This window comes from Pseudomonas sp. YA1 (genome assembly GCF_058680555.1).
Map to the genome: position 1 here is coordinate 112,936 of NZ_JBZWBG010000011.1, position 16,298 is coordinate 129,233.

The following is a 16,298-nucleotide window of genomic DNA, read 5'->3' on the forward strand; positions in this document are numbered from 1 at the left end:
CGCTAGGTAAGTTCTGAGGCTCCCATCAGGAGCCCGGCCATGACTGACTTCCAGCAGTACTTCGACGAGTCCCATCAACTGATCCGGGATTCGGTGCGCCGTTTCGTCGAGCGCGAGGTGTTGCCGCACATCGATGAATGGGAGGAGGCCGAGGAATTTCCCCGTGAACTCTATCTCAAGGCCGGCGCGGCCGGGATCCTCGGCATCGGCTACCCGGAAGCCTACGGCGGCAGTTGCGAAGGCGATCTGTTCGCCAAGGTGGCGGCCAGCGAAGAGCTCATGCGCTGCGGTTCCGGCGGCCTGGTCGCCGGGTTGGGATCGCTGGATATCGGCTTGCCTCCGGTGGTCAAGTGGGCCCGTCCCGAGGTGCGCGAGCGGGTGGTGCCGGCGGTGCTGCGCGGCGAGAAGATCATGGCCCTGGCGGTCACCGAGCCCTCCGGCGGCTCCGACGTGGCCAACCTGAAGACCCGTGCGGTGCGCGATGGCGATCACTATCGCGTCAGCGGCAGCAAGACCTTCATCACCAGCGGCGTGCGCGCGGACTACTACACGGTGGCGGTGCGTACCGGCGGCGAGGGTTTCGCCGGCATCAGCCTGCTGCTGGTGGAGAAGGGCACTGCCGGGTTCAGTGTCGGACGCAAGCTGAAGAAGATGGGCTGGTGGGCGTCGGATACCGCCGAACTGTTCTTCGACGACTGCCGGGTGCCTGCGGAAAACCTGATCGGCGTGGAGAACGCTGGCTTCGCCTGCATCATGGCCAATTTCCAGAGCGAGCGCCTGGCCCTGGCGGTGATGGCCAACATGACCGCGCAACTGGCTCTGGAGGAGTCGCTGCGCTGGGCGCGCGAGCGAGAAGCGTTCGGCAAGCCGATCGGCAAGTTCCAGGTGCTGCGCCATCGTCTCGCGGAAATGGCCACGCAACTGGAGGTTTCCCGCGAGTTCACCTATCGCCAGGCAGCGAAGATGGCTGCCGGCAAGAGCGTGATCAAGGAGATCTCGATGGCCAAGAACTTCGCTACCGATGTCGCCGATCGCCTGACCTATGATGCCGTGCAGGTGCTCGGCGGCATGGGCTACATGCGCGAAAGCCTAGTGGAGCGGCTGTATCGCGACAACCGGATTCTCTCCATCGGCGGCGGTTCGCGGGAAATCATGAACGAGATCATCGGCAAGCAGATGGGGTTGTAGGGCCGCGTTCTATCAGGTGAAGTCCAGGTCGTAATGCGCCTGGCCACAGTGCAGGCAGTCGAAGCGGTAGATGGCCGGATTGCCGCCGGGCGTATAGGCGTCGACGAGGCGTTGCCAGGTGATAGCCGGCCAGGCGAAATCGGCGAAGCGCTGCGCCAGGCCCTCGGCTCCCAGTTGCCCGATTTCCTCACGCCCCGCGTCGCCGCGAAAGGCGCAGGCATCCTCGCAGCAAACCAGCCAGCGCTCCTGCTGCCAGGAGGCGTAGCCGGGCGTGCGCTCGCAGACTTCGGTGACGATATTCGCGGCGACGCCGGCGTCGAGCAGCGGATAATCGTCGGAAAAGCTCGCTTCGTAGCGGGCGGCCGCGCTGCCGTCGGCTATGCACCAGGGGCAAAGGCTACCGGGCGGCAACTCGTGGCGGGAATAGGGCGAACCGGTGTAGACGTAGCCACGAGCCTTGCCATAGCACTGGCAGGTGGCGGCGGAAGTCTCGATGCTGCCGCTGGCGAGCGGTTCGGGATGGTAGCGGAAGTGCGGAAGGGGAAGGTTCATGACGGCCGTGCCCTGGAGACTGGCTGTCGAGTATGACGTGCCGGGCAGCCTAGCGGCTACCCGGCGGGCCTGTTCACTCGCTGGCTTCGCGGGCGCCCTGGGGGCTCTTCGGGCGCGGCGCGAAGCGCGCTGCCAGGCGCATGCTGGCGGTGACCACGCGCTGGTAGAGCACTGGCGCCAGGCGCAGCATCACGTCGATCGCGTGGGCGTCGGCGCCGATCAGGATGCGCCGGCTGTCGCGCTGCACGCCGCGCAGGATGACCTGGGCGGCCTTCTCCGGGGTGGTCCGCAGCAACTGGTCGTTGAATTGCTGGCGAGCCTTGTCGGCAGCCTGGCCGGTGACCTTGGCCATGCTCTCGTTCATTCGCGCGGTCTTGGCGATGTTGGTCTTAATCCCGCCGGGATGCACGCAACTGGCGGAGACGCCGGAGTCCTCCATGTCCAGTTCCTGGCGCAACGACTCGGTGAAGCCACGCACCGCGTACTTGGTGGCGTTGTAGGCGCTCATGCCGGGCTGGGCGAACAGCCCGAAGACGCTGGAGACATTGACCACGTGACCGTTGCCGGAGGCCTTCAGGTGCGGAAGGAACGCCTTGGTGCCGTTCACCACGCCCCAGAAGTTGATGTTCATGATCCACTCGTATTCCGAGTAGTCGCTGCCTTCCACGGTACCGGCGTGGGCGACGCCCGCGTTGTTGAAGATCAGGTTCACCCGGCCATGTTCGCTGGCTGCCTTGTCGGCCCAGGCCTGCACCTGCTCGCGGTCGGCCACGTCGACGACCGCGGTGGAGACGCGTACCCCGCTGCTGGCGAGCAATTGGCGGGTTTCCTCGAGAGCTGCGGCATTGACGTCGGCCAGGGCCAGATGGCAACCCTGCCTGCCCAGCTCCACGGCCAGGGCGCGACCGATGCCCGAGCCTGCGCCGGTGATGGCGGCGACTTTGTTTTCGAACGACTTCATGCGGGTACCCCTTCGGCCTGTTGGCGGGCTTCGTTGCTCAGGGCGGCGAGCGGTGTCGTGGTGAGGTGGTAGGCGGAGGCGTCGAACTGCCGGGTCAGGGCACGGAAGCGCCAGGTGAATCCCGGCCACAGGGTGCAGTTACGGCCGCTGACCGGATGCAGGTACCAGCTCTTGCAACCGCCCACGCTCCAGACGCTGCGGTCCAGCTTGCGCTGGAGGTATTCGTTGTAGCGTTCCTGCACCGGGGCCTTGACCTCGAGACTGAGCAGTTCGCGGCGCTTCATCAGCTTCAGCGCATCGAGGACGTAGGCGATCTGCGACTCGATCATGTAGACCATCGAGTTGTGGCCGAGGCCGGTGTTCGGTCCCATCAGGAAGAACAGGTTGGGGAAGCCGGCGGTGGTAGTGCCCTTGTAGGCTTCCGGGCCCTTGGTCCAGCTGTCCAGCAGGTCGCGGCCGTCGCGACCGAAGACCACTCCGCGGGGGATCGGATCGTTGGCGGTGAAGCCGGTACCGAAGATGATCGCGTCGACCTCGCGTTCCTGGCCGTTGCCGTCGACGATTCCGTTGGCGGTGACGGCGCGGATGCCTTCGGTGATCACCGTGGAATTGGCGGCAGCCAGGGCCGGGTAGTAGTTGTGCGACATGAGGATGCGCTTGCAGCCGATGGTGTAGTCCGGCGTGACCTTGCGGCGCAGTTCCGGATCCTTGATCTGCTTGTGGATGTGGCGGATCGCCAGGCGCTGCACCAGCTTCATCACCTGCGGGGCGAAGGTGAAGCCCAGCACCCGCCCTTCGAGCAGGCTGTAGAGGCCGCCGCGCCAGAGCTTCTGCACCAGCGGGAAGCGCCGGAAGCGGCGGCGCTCGGTTTCGCTGATTGCCCGGTCGGGTTTGGGCAGGATCCATGGCGGAGTGCGCTGGTAGAGATCGAGCGCGGCCACCAGCGGCTGGATCTCCGGGACGAACTGGATCGCCGAGGCGCCGGTGCCGATCACCGCCACGCGCTTGCCCTTGAGGTCGTAGTCATGGTCCCACTGCTGGGAATGGAAGACCTTGCCCTGGAAGTTCTCCAGGCCATCGAGGCGCGGATAGGCCGGGGTGGACAGGCCGCCCATGCCGGAAACCACGGCGTTCGCGGTGTAATGGTTGCCCTGGGCGTCATGCAGGTGCCAGAGGCTTTGCCGCTCGTCCCAGGCCAGCTTGCCGATCTCGGTGTTCAGCAGGGTCTTTTCCTGCAAGCGGTATTTTTCCCAGCACTTCTCCAGATAGGCGCGGATTTCCGGCTGGCGGGCGAACATCCGCGTCCACTCCGGGTTCGCTTCGAAGGAGAAGGAATAGACGTGGGATTGCACGTCGCAGGCGCAGCCAGGGTAGTTGTTGACTCTCCAGGTGCCGCCGACGCCGGCGTCCTTTTCGAAGATCAGGAAGTCGTCCTCGCCTTCCTGGCGGAGACGGATCGCCATCCCCAGCCCGGAGAAACCGGTGCCGATGATGGCGACCTTGCAGTGCCGGGCGGCGGCAGGGGTGGGTTGGGTACTCATGGCCAAGCTCCTGTTATGATTGTTTGCTGGCGTATACACTCGTCTACCTGCGAATGTAGACATCTGTATACTTCAGGGTCAAGCCAACCTTAGGTAGGGTCGGCGCGGCGCAACGGCCGAACTTGTGGCGCATGGAAACAACCAGGTGGAACATGAGCGATATGAACGAAACGAAGGACAGGGTTGCCGACGCTCCCGGCAAACGCGCCTTGCTGGAGGCGGCCTTGCGCCTGGGCAGCAGCAGCCGCAGCCTGGGGGCCATCGGCTTGCGCGAGCTGGCGCGCGAGGCGGGCCTGAATCCGAACACCTTCTATCGGCATTTCCGCGATATCGACGATCTTGGCCTGACCATGATCCGCGACATCTCTACCCAGCTGCGCCAGCCGCTGCGCCAGCTTCGCCGCGAGGCCGCGACTCGTGCGGCGCCCAGCGCCCGAGCGCAGACGACGCCGTTCGGGCTGGACCTGGAAAGGGGGCGGCGGGTCTGCCGGGAGACGGTGCGGCTGTTCTTCGACTTCGTGGAGAGCAATCCCGCCGCGTTCATCGTCGGCGTGCGCGAACTGCATGGGGCTTCGCCGGTGCTGCGTGGTGCCCTGCGTCAGATCATGGATGAGTTCGCCGAGGACATGTCGGAGGACATCATCGAATTCAGGTTGTTGCCGGCGGTGAGCGAGGCGACCATCCGCCGCCTCTCCAGCCTGATCGGCCGCCAGCTGTTTCAGTTGTCGCTGGACTATATCGGCCAGCCGGAGCGGCGTCGGGAAATCTGCGCCCTGGGTGAGGAACAGATACTGCTGTTGTTCACCGGCGCCGCGGTCCTGCAGATGATGGGCGTTTCGTTGGACGCCGAGGCGTCAGGCCAGCTTGAGCAGGCTCATGCCGGCCAGCAGCAGCAACAGGCCGAGCCAGCCGCGCCAGGCCAGGCGCTGGCCGAACAGCGCCCAGCCCATGGCGACGGTGGCGAGGATGCCGAAGCCGCCCCAGATCGCATAGGCGAGTGACAGCTCGATGTCCTTCACCGCCTGCGCCAGCGCGGTGAAGGCGGCCATCACGCAGAGGATCGAGGCGATCCCGAGGCCGCGCCTGCGGAAACCGTCGGAGTATTTCAACAGCAGGTTGGCGACGACCTCGAGGGCGATCGCCAGGCCGAGCCAGGCGAAGGGAATCCAGTTCAGGGTCAGCATGTGACGGCCTCCCCACGGGGCTGCGCCGGCGTGCCGCTGGCGTTGCGGGTGCCGGACTTGATCAGCAGGATGCCGGCGATCATCACGCCGAGGCCGACGGCCTTGTACAGGCCGATGCTTTCGCCCAGCCAGGCGACGCTGACCGCCGTGATCAGGACGATGCCAATGCCTTCCCAAAGGGCGTAGGCGACTCCGACGGGGACACGCTTGACCGCCAGGGCGAGGAAGAAATAGGACAGGCCGATCATCCCGTACATCAGCAGCATGCCTGCGACAGGGGCGTGGGTGGCGGCCAGTTTCATCGAGGTGGTGCCGATCACTTCGGCGCCGATAGCCAGTAACAGATAGATCCAGGAACGCATGTTGCCCTCCCATGGGCACCGCGGAATGGAGGCCGCGGCCAAAGATGACGAAGAGCGGTGGCGAGGTGCGGGAAAGACCGCGAAGCGCAAGGGCGGTCGCCACCGACAGCAGGTGTCGAGGGAGGGAGCTAGAGGTCGCCGGTCCAGTGACGCTCGCGGGAGACCAGACGGGAAGTGGGGAGAGGTAATGCCTTTGTGTTCAACATAATGAACATGATATTACCTCAGGGCATCGTAAAAAGCCAATCGATAGGAATTGACTAATTATTTCCTCCGTAAAATGGCGGATTCAGGAACGGTAGTCGAAACGGAGGCTTTTCCGTGTGCAATATCCTGTTCTTCTCTCGAATAAGAAACGCCAGGCGGGGCCTGGCGTCGGGGGCGGAGCGGCACTGGCGGAAGCGGGCCTCAATCGGCGAAGGCCAGTTTGTCCTTCCAGTATTTCTCCAGTTTCGCGGTGTCATGGTCGCTGGGGTGGAAGCCCGGCCGGTAGTAGTCCAGGTAGGGCAGCAGCAGGCGGGTGAAGAAGCCCTTGCGCAGGCCGAACAGGGTGCCCAGGCCATGCTTCCAGGAGCGCCAGTTGAACAATTGGCCGTCCTTACGTAGCAGGTCGAGCTGGAACCAGCCGATGACGCCGAAGAACATCAGGGTGGTCAGCATCATCACCAGAACCCGGGTGAAGTAGCCGCCGTAGACTTTCTGGTACACATCGTAGGCGACATTCTTGTGTTCGTTCTCCTCGATGGCATGCCACATCCACAGCTTGTACATCTTCGGCGACTGCATCTGGATGGTCAGGTCTTCGCGCTTGAGCAGCTGTGCGGCCATGGTCGCGGTGAAATGCTCGAGGGCGCAGGTGATCGCCAACTGGTGTTTCCTGGTGGTGACCTTGCTGACGTTTTCCAGCAGGACCTTGATCCGCAGTTCGAGGCACTCCAGGTCGACCCCGTGCTCCTCGGCATATTCGTTGTAGGCGGCATGCTCCTTCGAGTGCATCGCCTCCTGGCCGATGAAGGCGCTGACGTCCTTCTTCAGTTGCGGATCCTCCAGGCGGTCGCGCACCGCGCGGACGCTATCGACGAAGAATTTTTCGCCGTAGGGGAAGAGCGAGGACAGGTTGTTCATGAACTGGGTCATGAAGGGTTGGCCGTCCCACCAGTACTTCGGGGTTTCGCTGAAGCTGAAATCCATCCGCCGCACGGGGAAATTGGCGCGAACCGGGGAGGCGGTGCCAGTGGCAGTCATGGCTAACTCCTTTTGTTGTTCTGGGGAGGGGAAACGCACAGGTTTCCTCGGGTTCCCTATGGCGAGTTCGCTATAACACCTCTGAATGTGTCATTAGCTGATGTAATTATTGCAGGATTGTCCAACAGCGGGAGGTCATTCCTGGCCATTTCGAAGTCATTAATGGCCAGGTCGGCTCGACCAGACGGAAGATGGGGCGCAAGGAGCGAACGCGGGGCGCCAGGGCGCGCCCCGGCGTATCAACGCTCGTCGAGAGCGAACGCGGTGAGACTGAAGGTGGAGATGCCGGCGTCCTGCAGGCGAGTGGAGCCGCCGAGTTCCGGCAGGTCGATGATCGCCGCGGCCTCGAAGACCCTGGCCCCGAGGCGTCGTACCAGGCTCGCGGCCGCCAGCAGGGTCCCGCCGGTGGCGATGAGGTCGTCGAAGATCAGTACGCTGTCGCCTTCGCAGAGGCTGTCGGCATGTACTTCGAGGAAGGCCTCGCCGTATTCGGTCTGGTAGCCCTCGGCGAGTACGTCGGCGGGTAGCTTGCCCTGCTTGCGGAACAGGACCAGCGGCTTGTTCAGCGCATAGGCCACCGCCGAGCCGATGAGGAAGCCGCGGGCATCCATGGCGCCGATGTGGCTGAAATCGGCCTCGATGTAGCGCTGGACGAAGCTGTCCACGGTCATGCGCAGCGCGCGCGGCGACTGGAACAGCGGGGTGATGTCGCGGAACACCACGCCGGGCTTGGGAAAGTCCGGCACGGCGCGGATCTGCGACTTGAGGGTGAACTCGTCGAAAATCATGGAAGATCCTGGGCTGGGCGTTTTTCGGGGCCCATCATACAACGGGCCCGCGCTGAGGCGGGCCCGTCGGCGGTTCGCAGGCGCTTCAGCCTTCCAGCTGGCCGCCGGCGAGGGCGCACAGCTCGATGGAGTCGAGGATGTGCACTTCCTTGCCTTCCGCGCTGATCAGGCCGTTCTGCTGGAAGCGGGTGAAGACCCGCGACACGGTTTCCACGGCCAGGCCGAGATAGTTGCCGATCTCGTTGCGCGACATGGCCAGGCGGAACTGCTGGGCGGAGAAGCCGCGGGCACGGAAGCGCGCCGACAGATTGACCAAGAAGGTGGCGATGCGCTCGTCGGCAGTCTTCTTCGACAGCAGCAGCATCATCTGCTGGTCATCGCGGATTTCCCGGCTCATCAGGCGCATCAGTTGGCGGCGCAGCTGTGGCAGCTGCTCGGACAGTTCGTCCAGGCGCTCGAAGGGAATCTCGCAGACCGAGGTGGTTTCCAGGGCCTGGGCCGATACCGGATAGGTCTCGGTATCCATCCCGGACAGGCCGACCAGCTCGCTGGGCAGGTGGAAGCCGGTGATCTGCTCTTCGCCGGCATCGGTGATGCTGAAGGTTTTCAGGGCGCCGGAGCGCACGGCAAAGACCGAGCCGAAAGGATCGCCCTGGCGGAACAGGAATTCGCCTTTCTTCAGGGGACGACCGCGCTTGACGATCTCGTCCAGCGAATCCATGTCTTCCACGGTCAGCGACAGGGGGAGGCACAGCGGGGCCAGACTGCAATCCTTGCAGTGTGCTTGGGGCAGTGCGCGCACCTTGATGGTTTCGGCCATTGAGGGGTCCTTGCTAGGTTAAAGGCACAACAGGAGTAAGGGTAACGCAGCCGCGATGCGGGTGCCAGCCATAGGTCTGGCAACGACCATTTCTGACAGGCCGATGGCGTTTCCAATCAGTGACTTGCGTCAAACAACTGCGACTACCTGTCGCATCCTGTCAAGGGGCGACGAAAAGGGGGCTCAAGTTCGCGAAGCGCGGGCCGATCCAATGGAAGAATTCCATTTTTCCCGGAGTGACTGGAATGTTGACCCTCAGTGGCTGGATCACCACCCAGGTGCCGCCCTCGTCGCGCGCCGCCGCGGATGCCAAGGCCGCGCGGACCGGCACCGCCGAGCAGGCGGAAGACCCGGCCGCCGGCACCGAGGCCGCCGATCAGCATGTACAGCTTTCCCAGGCAGGGCGCGAGCTGGCCGCCACCATGGGGGTGCCGGTGGAGGAGGAGGACGAGGATATCCCGCAGGAGTTGCGGCCGATGGTGAAGATGATCCGCGAGTTGAAGAAGAAGATCGAGGAGAAGCTCAGGGAGCTGCAGGAGGCCATGAGGGCGTCCGACCCGGGGACGAAGGAGGCTCGCGTGCCTGAGTTGCAGAAGGAGCTGCAACAACTCAACTCCGCCCTGCAGACGGCGACGGCAGCGATGGCATCGGCCATCAAGGAGATGGGTATCAGCGACCCGGCGCTGATCATGAAGGTCATGGGCAGCCGGTAGAAGGGGCGGGGATTCACCGCCCTGTCGTGCGGGCAGGGCGGTGCGCTTTCAGATCACCCGGGAGAAGCGCTGCCGGTTGAGGCTGGGCAGGTAGCGGTCGAACAGCATGCAGATCGAACGCACCAGCAGACGCCCGGAGGAGGTGATGTCGATGCCCTTGGCGTCCAGGCGGATCAGGCCGTCGGCGGCGAAGCGTTCGAGGTCGGGCCACAGCTCGGCGAAGTAGCTGCGGAAGTCGATGCCGAACTCCGTCTCGATATCCTCGAAGGCCAGTTCGAAGTGACAGATCAGTTGCTGGATCACCGCGCGCCGCACCCGGTCGTCGCTGTTGCAGTGCAGGCCGCGGCGGATCGCCAACTGGCCGTTGTCGAGGCTGGTCTGGTAGTCGTTGATGTCGCTGCTGTTCTGACTGTAGAGGTCGCCGATCTGGCTGATCGCCGAGACCCCGAGACCTACCAGGTCGCAATGCCCGTGGGTGGTGTAGCCCTGGAAATTGCGTTGCAGGGTGCCGTCTTCCTGGGCGCTGGCCAACTCGTCGTCGGGCAGGGCGAAGTGATCCATGCCGATATAGCGGTAGCCCGCCGCAGCGAGTTGCTCGGTGGTGCGCTGGAGCATTTCCAGCTTCTGGCCCGGGCTCGGCAGGTCGTCGGCGTTGATCCGCCGCTGCGGCATGAAACGCTCGGGCAGGTGGGCGTAGTTGAACACCGAGAGGCGATCCGGCTGTAGCGCGATCACTTCGTCGACGGTGCGGGCGAAGCTGTCCGGCGTCTGTTTCGGCAGTCCGTAGATCAGGTCGAGGTTGATCGAGCGGTACTGCAGGGTGCGCGCGGCCTCGACGATGGTACGGGTCTCCTCCGGGGTCTGCATGCGGTTGACCGCCTTCTGCACCTCCATGTCGAAGTCCTGTACGCCGAGGCTGACGCGGTTGAAACCGAGTTCGCGGAGCAGGCCCATGGTCGACCAGTCGGCCTCGCGCGGGTCGATCTCGATGCCGTAGTCGCCCGAATCGTCGTCCAGCAGGTTGAGGTGGGTGCGCAATTGCGACATGAGTTCGCGCAACTGCCCGGGACTGAGGAAGGTCGGGGTTCCGCCACCGAAGTGCAGTTGCTCGACCACCTGCTCGCGGGAGAGGTGGCGGCTGACGATCTCGATCTCGCGGACCAGGCGCGCGAGGTACGGCGCGCTGCGCCCGCGATCCTTGGTGATCACCTTGTTGCAGGCGCAGTAGTAGCAGATGTTGGCGCAGAACGGGATGTGCACGTAGAGCGACAGGGGGTGTCCGGCCTTCCGGCTGTCGCGCAGGGCGTGCAACTGGTCGAACGGGCCGATGCCTTCGTGGAACTGCACGGCGGTCGGATAGGAGGTGTAACGCGGGCCGGAAAGGTCGTAGCGCCGAATCAGGTCAGCGTCCCAGCGAATGGTGTCGAGCATGCCAGAGATCCCCAGTTGGCGAGCTTTAGTCGGGAAGTCTAGGGATTGCGCCGGGAAGGCCTGTTGATTTGTATCAAGCGGGTGAATGTATACAGGATGTGTCGCCCGATGTTGGGACGGGCGTCCGTCAATGCCCCATCAGCCAGGCCTGGTGCGGTCCTGGGAGGGTCCAGAGGCCGAAGAGGATGACCATCAGGCCGCCCACGATGCGTACGCCGCGACGGCGCAGCAGGGCGGTCACCCGTTCGGCGGCCATGCCGGTGGCCAGCAGAACCGGCCAGGTGCCGAGGCCGAACGCCAGCATCAGCAGCGCGCTGTCCAGTGCCGATCCCTGGCTGGTGGCCCAGAGCAGGGTGCTGTAGACCAGCCCGCAGGGCAGCCAGCCCCAGATCGCACCGAGCAGCAGGGCCCGTGGCAGGCTGGAGACCGGCAGCAGGCGCCGGGCGAAGGGTTCCAGGTGGCGCCAGAGGCCGCGACCGAGCGCCTCGACGCGGGTCAGGCCGCTCCACCAGCCGGCCAGGTAGAGTCCCATGGCGATCAGCAGCAGCCCGGCGACCACCCGCAGCGCGCCGGCCAACGGGGTGCGCGCCACCGCCCAGCCGGCCAGGCCGAGCAGCAGGCCGGCGCAGGCGTAGCTGAGGATGCGGCCGAGGTTGTAGGCCAGCAGCAGGCGCAGGCGACGGCCGCGCTGTTCGGCGGGAATGGCCAGGGTCAGGGCGCCCATCAGGCCGCCGCACATGCCCAGGCAGTGGCCTCCCCCGAGCAGGCCGAGGATCAGCGCGGAAACCAGCAACGGCGCCAGTTCAGCCACGCGGTCGGTCCTCGGGTTTCGACGGCTTCTCCGCTTCGTCGACGCCGGCCTGGTGCTTCGGGTCTTCGTCGTCGAAGAGAATGCTGTGGGCGGGGCCGTCGAGATCGTCGTACTGGCCGCTGTCCACCGCCCAGAAGAACACGTAGATGGCGATGGCGACGATGACGATCGCGACGGGGATCAGGATGTAGAGCGCGGCCATACGGACCTCGGCGAAGGGATTCGGGTCAGCCGCAGGGCGTTGACCACCACCAGCAGCGAACTGACCGACATGCCGATCGCCGCCCAGCCCGGGGTGATCCAGCCGAGCGCGGCGAAGGGCAGGACCAGGCCATTGTACAGGCTGGCCCAGGCCAGGTTCTCGATGATGATATGGCGGGTGCGGCGCGCCAGCCGGAAGGCCTGCACCAGGCTGTCCAGGCGGTTGGACAGGAGCACCGCGTCGGCGCTGGTCTTGGCCAGGTCGGTGGCGCTGCCCATGGCGACGCTGATATCGGCACCGGCGAGCACCGGTACGTCGTTGACTCCGTCGCCGAGCATCAGCACCCGGCGGCCCTCGCCGTGCAGGCGTTCGAGCATGGCCAGCTTGTCGTCCGGGGTCAGGCCGCCGCGGGCTTCGTCGATGCCCAGTTCGGCGGCGACGCTGGCGACCATCGGCGAGGCGTCGCCGGATAGCAGGAGGGTGCGCCAGCCGCGCGCCTTGCAGGCGGCGAGCAGGGCGGGGGCGTCGCTGCGCAGGCGGTCGTCGAGACCGAACCAGGCCAGCGGTCCCTGCTCGTCGCCGAGCAGCAGCCACTGTCCGGAGTCGCCGGGCATCGCGGGCGTGGCGCTGCCGCCCAGGTCGCTGACGAAGGCGGCTTGGCCGATGCGCAGGCGGCGGCCTTCCACCAGGCCTTCGAGGCCCAGCCCCGGATGGCTTGCGACGCTGTCGGCGGCCTCCGGCGCACGGCCGAAGGCGCGGGCGATGGGGTGTTCGGAACGGTTCTCGAGGGCGGCGGCGAGGGCCAGGCAGCGATCCGCGTCGAGATCGCGCAGGGGTAGCACCTGCTTGAGCGTCAGGCGGCCTTCGGTGAGGGTGCCGGTCTTGTCGAAGATTACCGTGTCGATGTGGTTCAGCCCTTCCAGTACGTGCCCGCGCGTGATCAGCAGGCCGAGCTTGTGCAGGCTGCCGGTGGCCGCGGTGAGCGCGGTGGGCGTGGCCAGCGACAGGGCGCAGGGGCAGGTGGCGACCAGCAGCGACAGCACCACCCAGAAGGCGCGCTGGTGGTCGACCTGCCACCACAGCGCGCCGACCGCTGCGGCGACCAGCAGGACGATGAGCAGGAACCACTGCGCCACCTTGTCGGCCAGTTCCGCCAGGCGCGGCTTGTCCGCCTGGGCGCGTTCCAGCAGGCGGACGATGGCCGACAGGCGGCTGTCGTCGCCAAGGGCGCCGACCTCGACGGTCAGCGGCCCCTCGACGTTCAGGGTGCCGCCGGTGACGGCGTCGCCGGCCTGGCGTGGATGGGGCAGGTACTCGCCGGTGAGCAGCGACTCGTCGACGCTGGACTGGCCGTCGAGGATCACTCCGTCGGCCGGCAGCACGGCGCCTGGCGGTACCAGTACGCGGTCGCCGACGCGCAGTTCGCTGAGCAGGATGCGCTCGCCCTGGTTGGCGGCGTCCAGGCGCAGGCAGGACGCCGGCAGCAGGTTGACCAGTTGCGCGGTGGAGGCGGCGGTGCGCTCCCGCGCGCGGCGTTCGAGGTAGCGGCCGGCGAGGAGGAACAGGGCGAACATGCCGACCGCGTCGAAATACAGCTCGCCCTGGCCGGTGATCGTCGACCAGATGCCGGCGACGTAGGCGCCGCCGATCGCCAGCGACACCGAGACGTCCATGGTCAGGTGGCGGGTGCGCAGGTCACGCAGGGCGCCACGGAAGAACTGGCCGCAGCAGTAGAAGACGATCGGCGTGGTGAGGATCAGGCTGACCCAGCGCAGGATGCGGTCCATGCCGGCGGAAAGGTCGAGGTTGAATTCCGGCCAGGTCGCCATCACCGCCATCATCACCTGGATCCACAGCAGCCCGGCGACACCGAGCTGGCGCAGGGCGCGGCGGTTCTCCATGGCCAGGCGCTCGGTGGCGCGGTCGGGTTGGTAGGGATGGCCGGCATAGCCGATCTGGCGCAGTTCGCCGAGCAACTGGCTGAGCGGCAACTGGCTGTCCTGCCAGCGCACGTGCAGGCGATGGTTGGACAGGTTGAGCCGCGCCTCGGCCACGCCAGGCAACTGGCGCAGGTGCTTCTCGATCAGCCAGCCGCAGGCGGCGCAACTGATGCCTTCGATCATCAGGCTGGTTTCCGCCAGCTCGCCCTCATGGCGGACGAAGCCGCCCTGTACGTCCGGGCGGTCGTAGAGCTGCAACTCTTCGCTGAGCGCCTTGGGCAAGGCTTCGGGGTTGGCGGCGTTTTCGCTGCGGTGCCGGTAGTAGCTTTCCAGGCCGCCGGCGACGATGGCCTCGGCCACCGCCTGGCAGCCCGGACAGCACATGGCCCGCGTCTCGCCGAGCACGCGGGCCTCGAAGCGGCTGCCGGCGGGGACCGGCAAGCCGCAGTGGTAGCAGGGCAGGGGGGCGCTCATGGGCGCTTCGCTTCTGCTCCCTGGAGTGGTTCGTCACCCAGCTCCATGACCACGGTCGGCGATACCACCTCTTCCTCGAACAGGCGCCACTGGCCGCTGCCTTCCTGGCCGAGCAGTTCGACGAAGCGACGGCCCTCGACGGCGTCGGTCAGTTGCCCGACGTAGCGCTCGCGGTCGGAGTTGCTGCGCAGCAGCTCCACGCGGCGGTCCTTCTCCGGCTGGGTCGGCGAGATCAGGTTGAGGGTGAGTTGCTCCGGACGGCTGTTGCCGGTCAGGCGCACTTCGACTTCGCCGGTCAGGTCGTCGACCTTGACCTTGGCGTGCACTTGCAGGCGTACGGCCAGGTTCTCGCGTTCCAGGGAGCGGTTGATGCCCTTGCCGGCCTCGTAGTAGTTGTCGGTGACCAGGGTGTCCTGGTTGCGCACTGCGATGGTGACCAGGCTCAGCCCGAGCACCACCGAGGTCGCCAGGAGGGCCACGATGAACCAGGCCCAGAAGTGTTTGTACCAGGGTTGAGGGTGGGTCTCGGACTGCATGCTCAAGTTACTCAACGGGTGCGTGGGCCAATGAAGCGACTCTTCGCTTCTTTATGGATGCTCGGGTCGTCGGCCGACTCGATGGTGAAGACGATCTCGTTGGTGGTCGAAGGCAGCTTCTCCGGCTCGATGGACAGTTCCATCGGCAGGTTGAGGATGTCGCCCGCCGCCACCTTCAGCTCGCGCCGGCCTTCCAGGGTCAGGCCTTCGAGGCCCTTGGCGCCGAGGATGTAGGTGTGGTCCTGCTGATCCTTGTTCATGATCTTCAGGCTGTACACGTTCTCGATGCGGCCGAGTTCGTTCTCGCGGTAGAGCACGCGGTCCTTGCTGACGTCGAAGCCGACCAGCGGGCGCAGGACCACCGCGGTGATCAGGGCGGAAATCATCAGCACCAGGGCGATGGCGTAGCCGATCAGGCGCGGCCGGGCCAGGTGGGTCTTCTGGCCGTTGAGGTTGTGCTCGGTGGTGTAGCTGATCAGCCCTTTCGGGTAGTTCATCTTCTCCATGATGCTGTCGCAGGCGTCGATGCACGCGGCGCAGCCGATGCACTCGATCTGCAGGCCGTCGCGGATGTCGATGCCGGTCGGGCAGACCTGCACGCACATCGTGCAGTCGATGCAGTCGCCCAGGCCCTGGGCCTTGTAGTCGAGGGACTTCTTGCGCGGGCCGCGCTTCTCGCCGCGACGCGGATCGTAGGAGACGATCAGGGTGTCCTTGTCGAACATCACGCTCTGGAAGCGCGCGTAGGGGCACATGTAGATGCACACCTGCTCGCGCAGCCAGCCGGCGTTGCCGTAGGTGGCCAGGGTGAAGAAGCCGACCCAGAAGTAGGCCCAGCCGTCGGCCTGGCCGGTGAGCAGCTCGGGAATCAGCTCGCGGATCGGCGAGAAGTAGCCGACGAAGGTCAGGCCGGTGACCAGGCCGATCAGCAGCCACAGGCTGTGCTTGGCGGTCTTGCGCAGCAGCTTGTTGCCGCTCATCGGGGCCTTGTCCAGCTTGATGCGCTGGTTGCGGTCGCCTTCGGTGACCTTCTCGCACCACATGTAGATCCAGGTCCACACGCTCTGCGGGCAGGTATAGCCGCACCAGACGCGACCGGCGAACACGGTGATGAAGAACAGGCCGAAGGCGCAGACGATCAGCAGCCAGGACAGCAGCATGAAGTCCTGCGGCCAGAAGGTGGCGCCGAAGATGTAGAACTTGCGCTCGGGCAGGTCCCACCAGACGGCCTGGCGGCCGCTCCAGTTGAGCCAGACGGTACCGAAGTAGAGGAGGAAGAGCGCCGCACCGCCCACCATGCGCAGTCGGCGGAAGATACCGGTGAAGGCCCGGGTGTAGATCTTCTCGCGCTTGGCGTAGAGATCGTTGTTATTGGTGTCGCCCTTGGCAGGCGGGGTGACGTCTTGAACGGGAATCTGTTTGCTCATCAGTGCGTACCACGGCAGTGGGGGGCGCCCGGCCGGTACATGCCGACAGGGTCAGAAAATAGTTGCACGCCTACTGATTATACGCCTGATCTATCAGGCTTTTTGCGGTAACTGTGCGACTTT

General features: G+C 65.6%; 16 protein-coding genes and 1 pseudogene. 3 read left to right on the forward strand and 14 right to left on the reverse strand.

What is annotated here, in order from left to right; translation table 11 throughout:
- The first annotated feature begins 39 nt into the window (after positions 1 to 39).
- Entirely contained in the window at positions 40 to 1,188 is a 1,149-nt protein-coding gene (locus AC4OR5_RS17195; protein WP_003111078.1) for an acyl-CoA dehydrogenase family protein, read from the forward strand.
- A gap of 12 nt (positions 1,189 to 1,200) precedes the next feature.
- On the opposite strand, the gene AC4OR5_RS17200 is transcribed toward AC4OR5_RS17195, so the two are convergent.
- The 3 genes from AC4OR5_RS17200 to AC4OR5_RS17210 all read right to left on the reverse strand — a co-directional run bounded on the left by AC4OR5_RS17200 (position 1,201) and on the right by AC4OR5_RS17210 (position 4,281).
- A complete protein-coding gene (locus tag AC4OR5_RS17200; RefSeq protein ID WP_022580584.1) occupies positions 1,201 to 1,740 on the reverse strand; it encodes a CbrC family protein in 540 nt (179 codons plus the stop codon).
- Between the two features lie 73 nt (positions 1,741 to 1,813).
- Complete coding sequence (locus AC4OR5_RS17205) at positions 1,814 to 2,701, reverse strand: SDR family NAD(P)-dependent oxidoreductase (protein WP_003087246.1); 888 nt, start codon at positions 2,699 to 2,701, stop codon at positions 1,814 to 1,816.
- Complete coding sequence (locus tag AC4OR5_RS17210) at positions 2,698 to 4,281, reverse strand: flavin-containing monooxygenase (RefSeq protein ID WP_023436051.1); 1,584 nt, start codon at positions 4,279 to 4,281, stop codon at positions 2,698 to 2,700. Before AC4OR5_RS17210 ends, AC4OR5_RS17205 begins: the two co-directional genes overlap by 4 nt.
- A gap of 122 nt (positions 4,282 to 4,403) precedes the next feature.
- Here AC4OR5_RS17210 and AC4OR5_RS17215 point away from each other — a divergent pair.
- A pseudogene (locus AC4OR5_RS17215) lies at positions 4,404 to 4,571 on the forward strand (TetR family transcriptional regulator); the annotation flags it as partial.
- Between the two features lie 525 nt (positions 4,572 to 5,096).
- Here the strand turns inward: AC4OR5_RS17215 and mdtI are convergent.
- The 5 genes from mdtI to anr form a co-directional block, all read right to left on the reverse strand.
- On the reverse strand, positions 5,097 to 5,426 hold the full coding sequence (mdtI, locus tag AC4OR5_RS17220) for a multidrug/spermidine efflux SMR transporter subunit MdtI (RefSeq protein ID WP_003103934.1): 330 nt from the start codon (positions 5,424 to 5,426) through the stop codon (positions 5,097 to 5,099).
- Positions 5,420 to 5,788, reverse strand: coding sequence for a multidrug/spermidine efflux SMR transporter subunit MdtJ (locus AC4OR5_RS17225; RefSeq protein WP_003087256.1), 369 nt, complete (start codon positions 5,786 to 5,788; stop codon positions 5,420 to 5,422). The genes mdtI and AC4OR5_RS17225 overlap by 7 nt, the downstream gene beginning before the upstream one ends.
- 408 nt (positions 5,789 to 6,196) lie before the next feature.
- Entirely contained in the window at positions 6,197 to 7,033 is an 837-nt protein-coding gene (locus tag AC4OR5_RS17230; RefSeq protein WP_003087258.1) for a metal-dependent hydrolase, read from the reverse strand.
- Positions 7,034 to 7,272: 239 nt separating this feature from the next.
- Complete coding sequence (locus tag AC4OR5_RS17235; protein WP_003087259.1) at positions 7,273 to 7,821, reverse strand: adenine phosphoribosyltransferase; 549 nt, start codon at positions 7,819 to 7,821, stop codon at positions 7,273 to 7,275.
- A gap of 85 nt (positions 7,822 to 7,906) precedes the next feature.
- Positions 7,907 to 8,641, reverse strand: coding sequence for a transcriptional regulator Anr (gene anr, locus AC4OR5_RS17240; protein WP_003087262.1), 735 nt, complete (start codon positions 8,639 to 8,641; stop codon positions 7,907 to 7,909).
- 245 nt (positions 8,642 to 8,886) lie between these two features.
- Here anr and AC4OR5_RS17245 point away from each other — a divergent pair, with 245 nt between their 5' ends.
- Complete coding sequence (locus AC4OR5_RS17245; RefSeq protein WP_033961991.1) at positions 8,887 to 9,354, forward strand: hypothetical protein; 468 nt, start codon at positions 8,887 to 8,889, stop codon at positions 9,352 to 9,354.
- A gap of 48 nt (positions 9,355 to 9,402) precedes the next feature.
- Here the strand turns inward: AC4OR5_RS17245 and hemN are convergent, their stop codons facing one another.
- The 6 genes from hemN to ccoG all read right to left on the reverse strand — a co-directional run bounded on the left by hemN (position 9,403) and on the right by ccoG (position 16,175).
- Positions 9,403 to 10,785 (reverse strand): oxygen-independent coproporphyrinogen III oxidase, encoded by a 1,383-nt coding sequence (hemN, locus tag AC4OR5_RS17250; RefSeq protein WP_003087267.1) that lies wholly within the window; start codon positions 10,783 to 10,785, stop codon positions 9,403 to 9,405.
- Positions 10,786 to 10,912: 127 nt separating this feature from the next.
- Positions 10,913 to 11,596 (reverse strand): sulfite exporter TauE/SafE family protein, encoded by a 684-nt coding sequence (locus AC4OR5_RS17255; protein ID WP_003087270.1) that lies wholly within the window; start codon positions 11,594 to 11,596, stop codon positions 10,913 to 10,915.
- Positions 11,589 to 11,798: a cbb3-type cytochrome oxidase assembly protein CcoS gene (ccoS, locus tag AC4OR5_RS17260; protein WP_003087273.1), complete on the reverse strand. Its 210-nt coding sequence runs from the start codon at positions 11,796 to 11,798 to the stop codon at positions 11,589 to 11,591. The genes AC4OR5_RS17255 and ccoS overlap by 8 nt, the downstream gene beginning before the upstream one ends.
- Positions 11,777 to 14,212: a heavy metal translocating P-type ATPase gene (locus AC4OR5_RS17265; RefSeq protein ID WP_023126249.1), complete on the reverse strand. Its 2,436-nt coding sequence runs from the start codon at positions 14,210 to 14,212 to the stop codon at positions 11,777 to 11,779. Before AC4OR5_RS17265 ends, ccoS begins: the two co-directional genes overlap by 22 nt.
- Positions 14,209 to 14,748, reverse strand: a complete 540-nt coding sequence (locus tag AC4OR5_RS17270) for a FixH family protein (protein WP_003103941.1) — start codon at positions 14,746 to 14,748, stop codon at positions 14,209 to 14,211. The genes AC4OR5_RS17265 and AC4OR5_RS17270 overlap by 4 nt, the downstream gene beginning before the upstream one ends.
- A gap of 11 nt (positions 14,749 to 14,759) precedes the next feature.
- Entirely contained in the window at positions 14,760 to 16,175 is a 1,416-nt protein-coding gene (gene ccoG / locus AC4OR5_RS17275; protein WP_003087288.1) for a cytochrome c oxidase accessory protein CcoG, read from the reverse strand.
- Positions 16,176 to 16,298: the final 123 nt, after the last annotated feature.

What these genes read in the sequence shown, in the direction of transcription:
- mdtI (WP_003103934.1), bottom strand. Translation starts at nt 5,426, where the DNA reads ATGCTGACCCTGAACTGGATTCCCTTCGCCTGGCTCGGCCTGGCGATC.
- AC4OR5_RS17245 (WP_033961991.1), top strand. Translation starts at nt 8,887, where the DNA reads ATGTTGACCCTCAGTGGCTGGATCACCACCCAGGTGCCGCCCTCGTCG.
- AC4OR5_RS17270 (WP_003103941.1), bottom strand. Translation starts at nt 14,748, where the DNA reads ATGCAGTCCGAGACCCACCCTCAACCCTGGTACAAACACTTCTGGGCC.
- AC4OR5_RS17230 (WP_003087258.1), bottom strand. Translation starts at nt 7,033, where the DNA reads ATGACTGCCACTGGCACCGCCTCCCCGGTTCGCGCCAATTTCCCCGTG.
- AC4OR5_RS17225 (WP_003087256.1), bottom strand. Translation starts at nt 5,788, where the DNA reads ATGCGTTCCTGGATCTATCTGTTACTGGCTATCGGCGCCGAAGTGATC.
- ccoG (WP_003087288.1), bottom strand. Translation starts at nt 16,175, where the DNA reads ATGAGCAAACAGATTCCCGTTCAAGACGTCACCCCGCCTGCCAAGGGC.
- hemN (WP_003087267.1), bottom strand. Translation starts at nt 10,785, where the DNA reads ATGCTCGACACCATTCGCTGGGACGCTGACCTGATTCGGCGCTACGAC.
- AC4OR5_RS17205 (WP_003087246.1), bottom strand. Translation starts at nt 2,701, where the DNA reads ATGAAGTCGTTCGAAAACAAAGTCGCCGCCATCACCGGCGCAGGCTCG.
- AC4OR5_RS17200 (WP_022580584.1), bottom strand. Translation starts at nt 1,740, where the DNA reads ATGAACCTTCCCCTTCCGCACTTCCGCTACCATCCCGAACCGCTCGCC.
- ccoS (WP_003087273.1), bottom strand. Translation starts at nt 11,798, where the DNA reads ATGGCCGCGCTCTACATCCTGATCCCCGTCGCGATCGTCATCGTCGCC.
- AC4OR5_RS17265 (WP_023126249.1), bottom strand. Translation starts at nt 14,212, where the DNA reads ATGAGCGCCCCCCTGCCCTGCTACCACTGCGGCTTGCCGGTCCCCGCC.
- anr (WP_003087262.1), bottom strand. Translation starts at nt 8,641, where the DNA reads ATGGCCGAAACCATCAAGGTGCGCGCACTGCCCCAAGCACACTGCAAG.
- AC4OR5_RS17195 (WP_003111078.1), top strand. Translation starts at nt 40, where the DNA reads ATGACTGACTTCCAGCAGTACTTCGACGAGTCCCATCAACTGATCCGG.
- AC4OR5_RS17235 (WP_003087259.1), bottom strand. Translation starts at nt 7,821, where the DNA reads ATGATTTTCGACGAGTTCACCCTCAAGTCGCAGATCCGCGCCGTGCCG.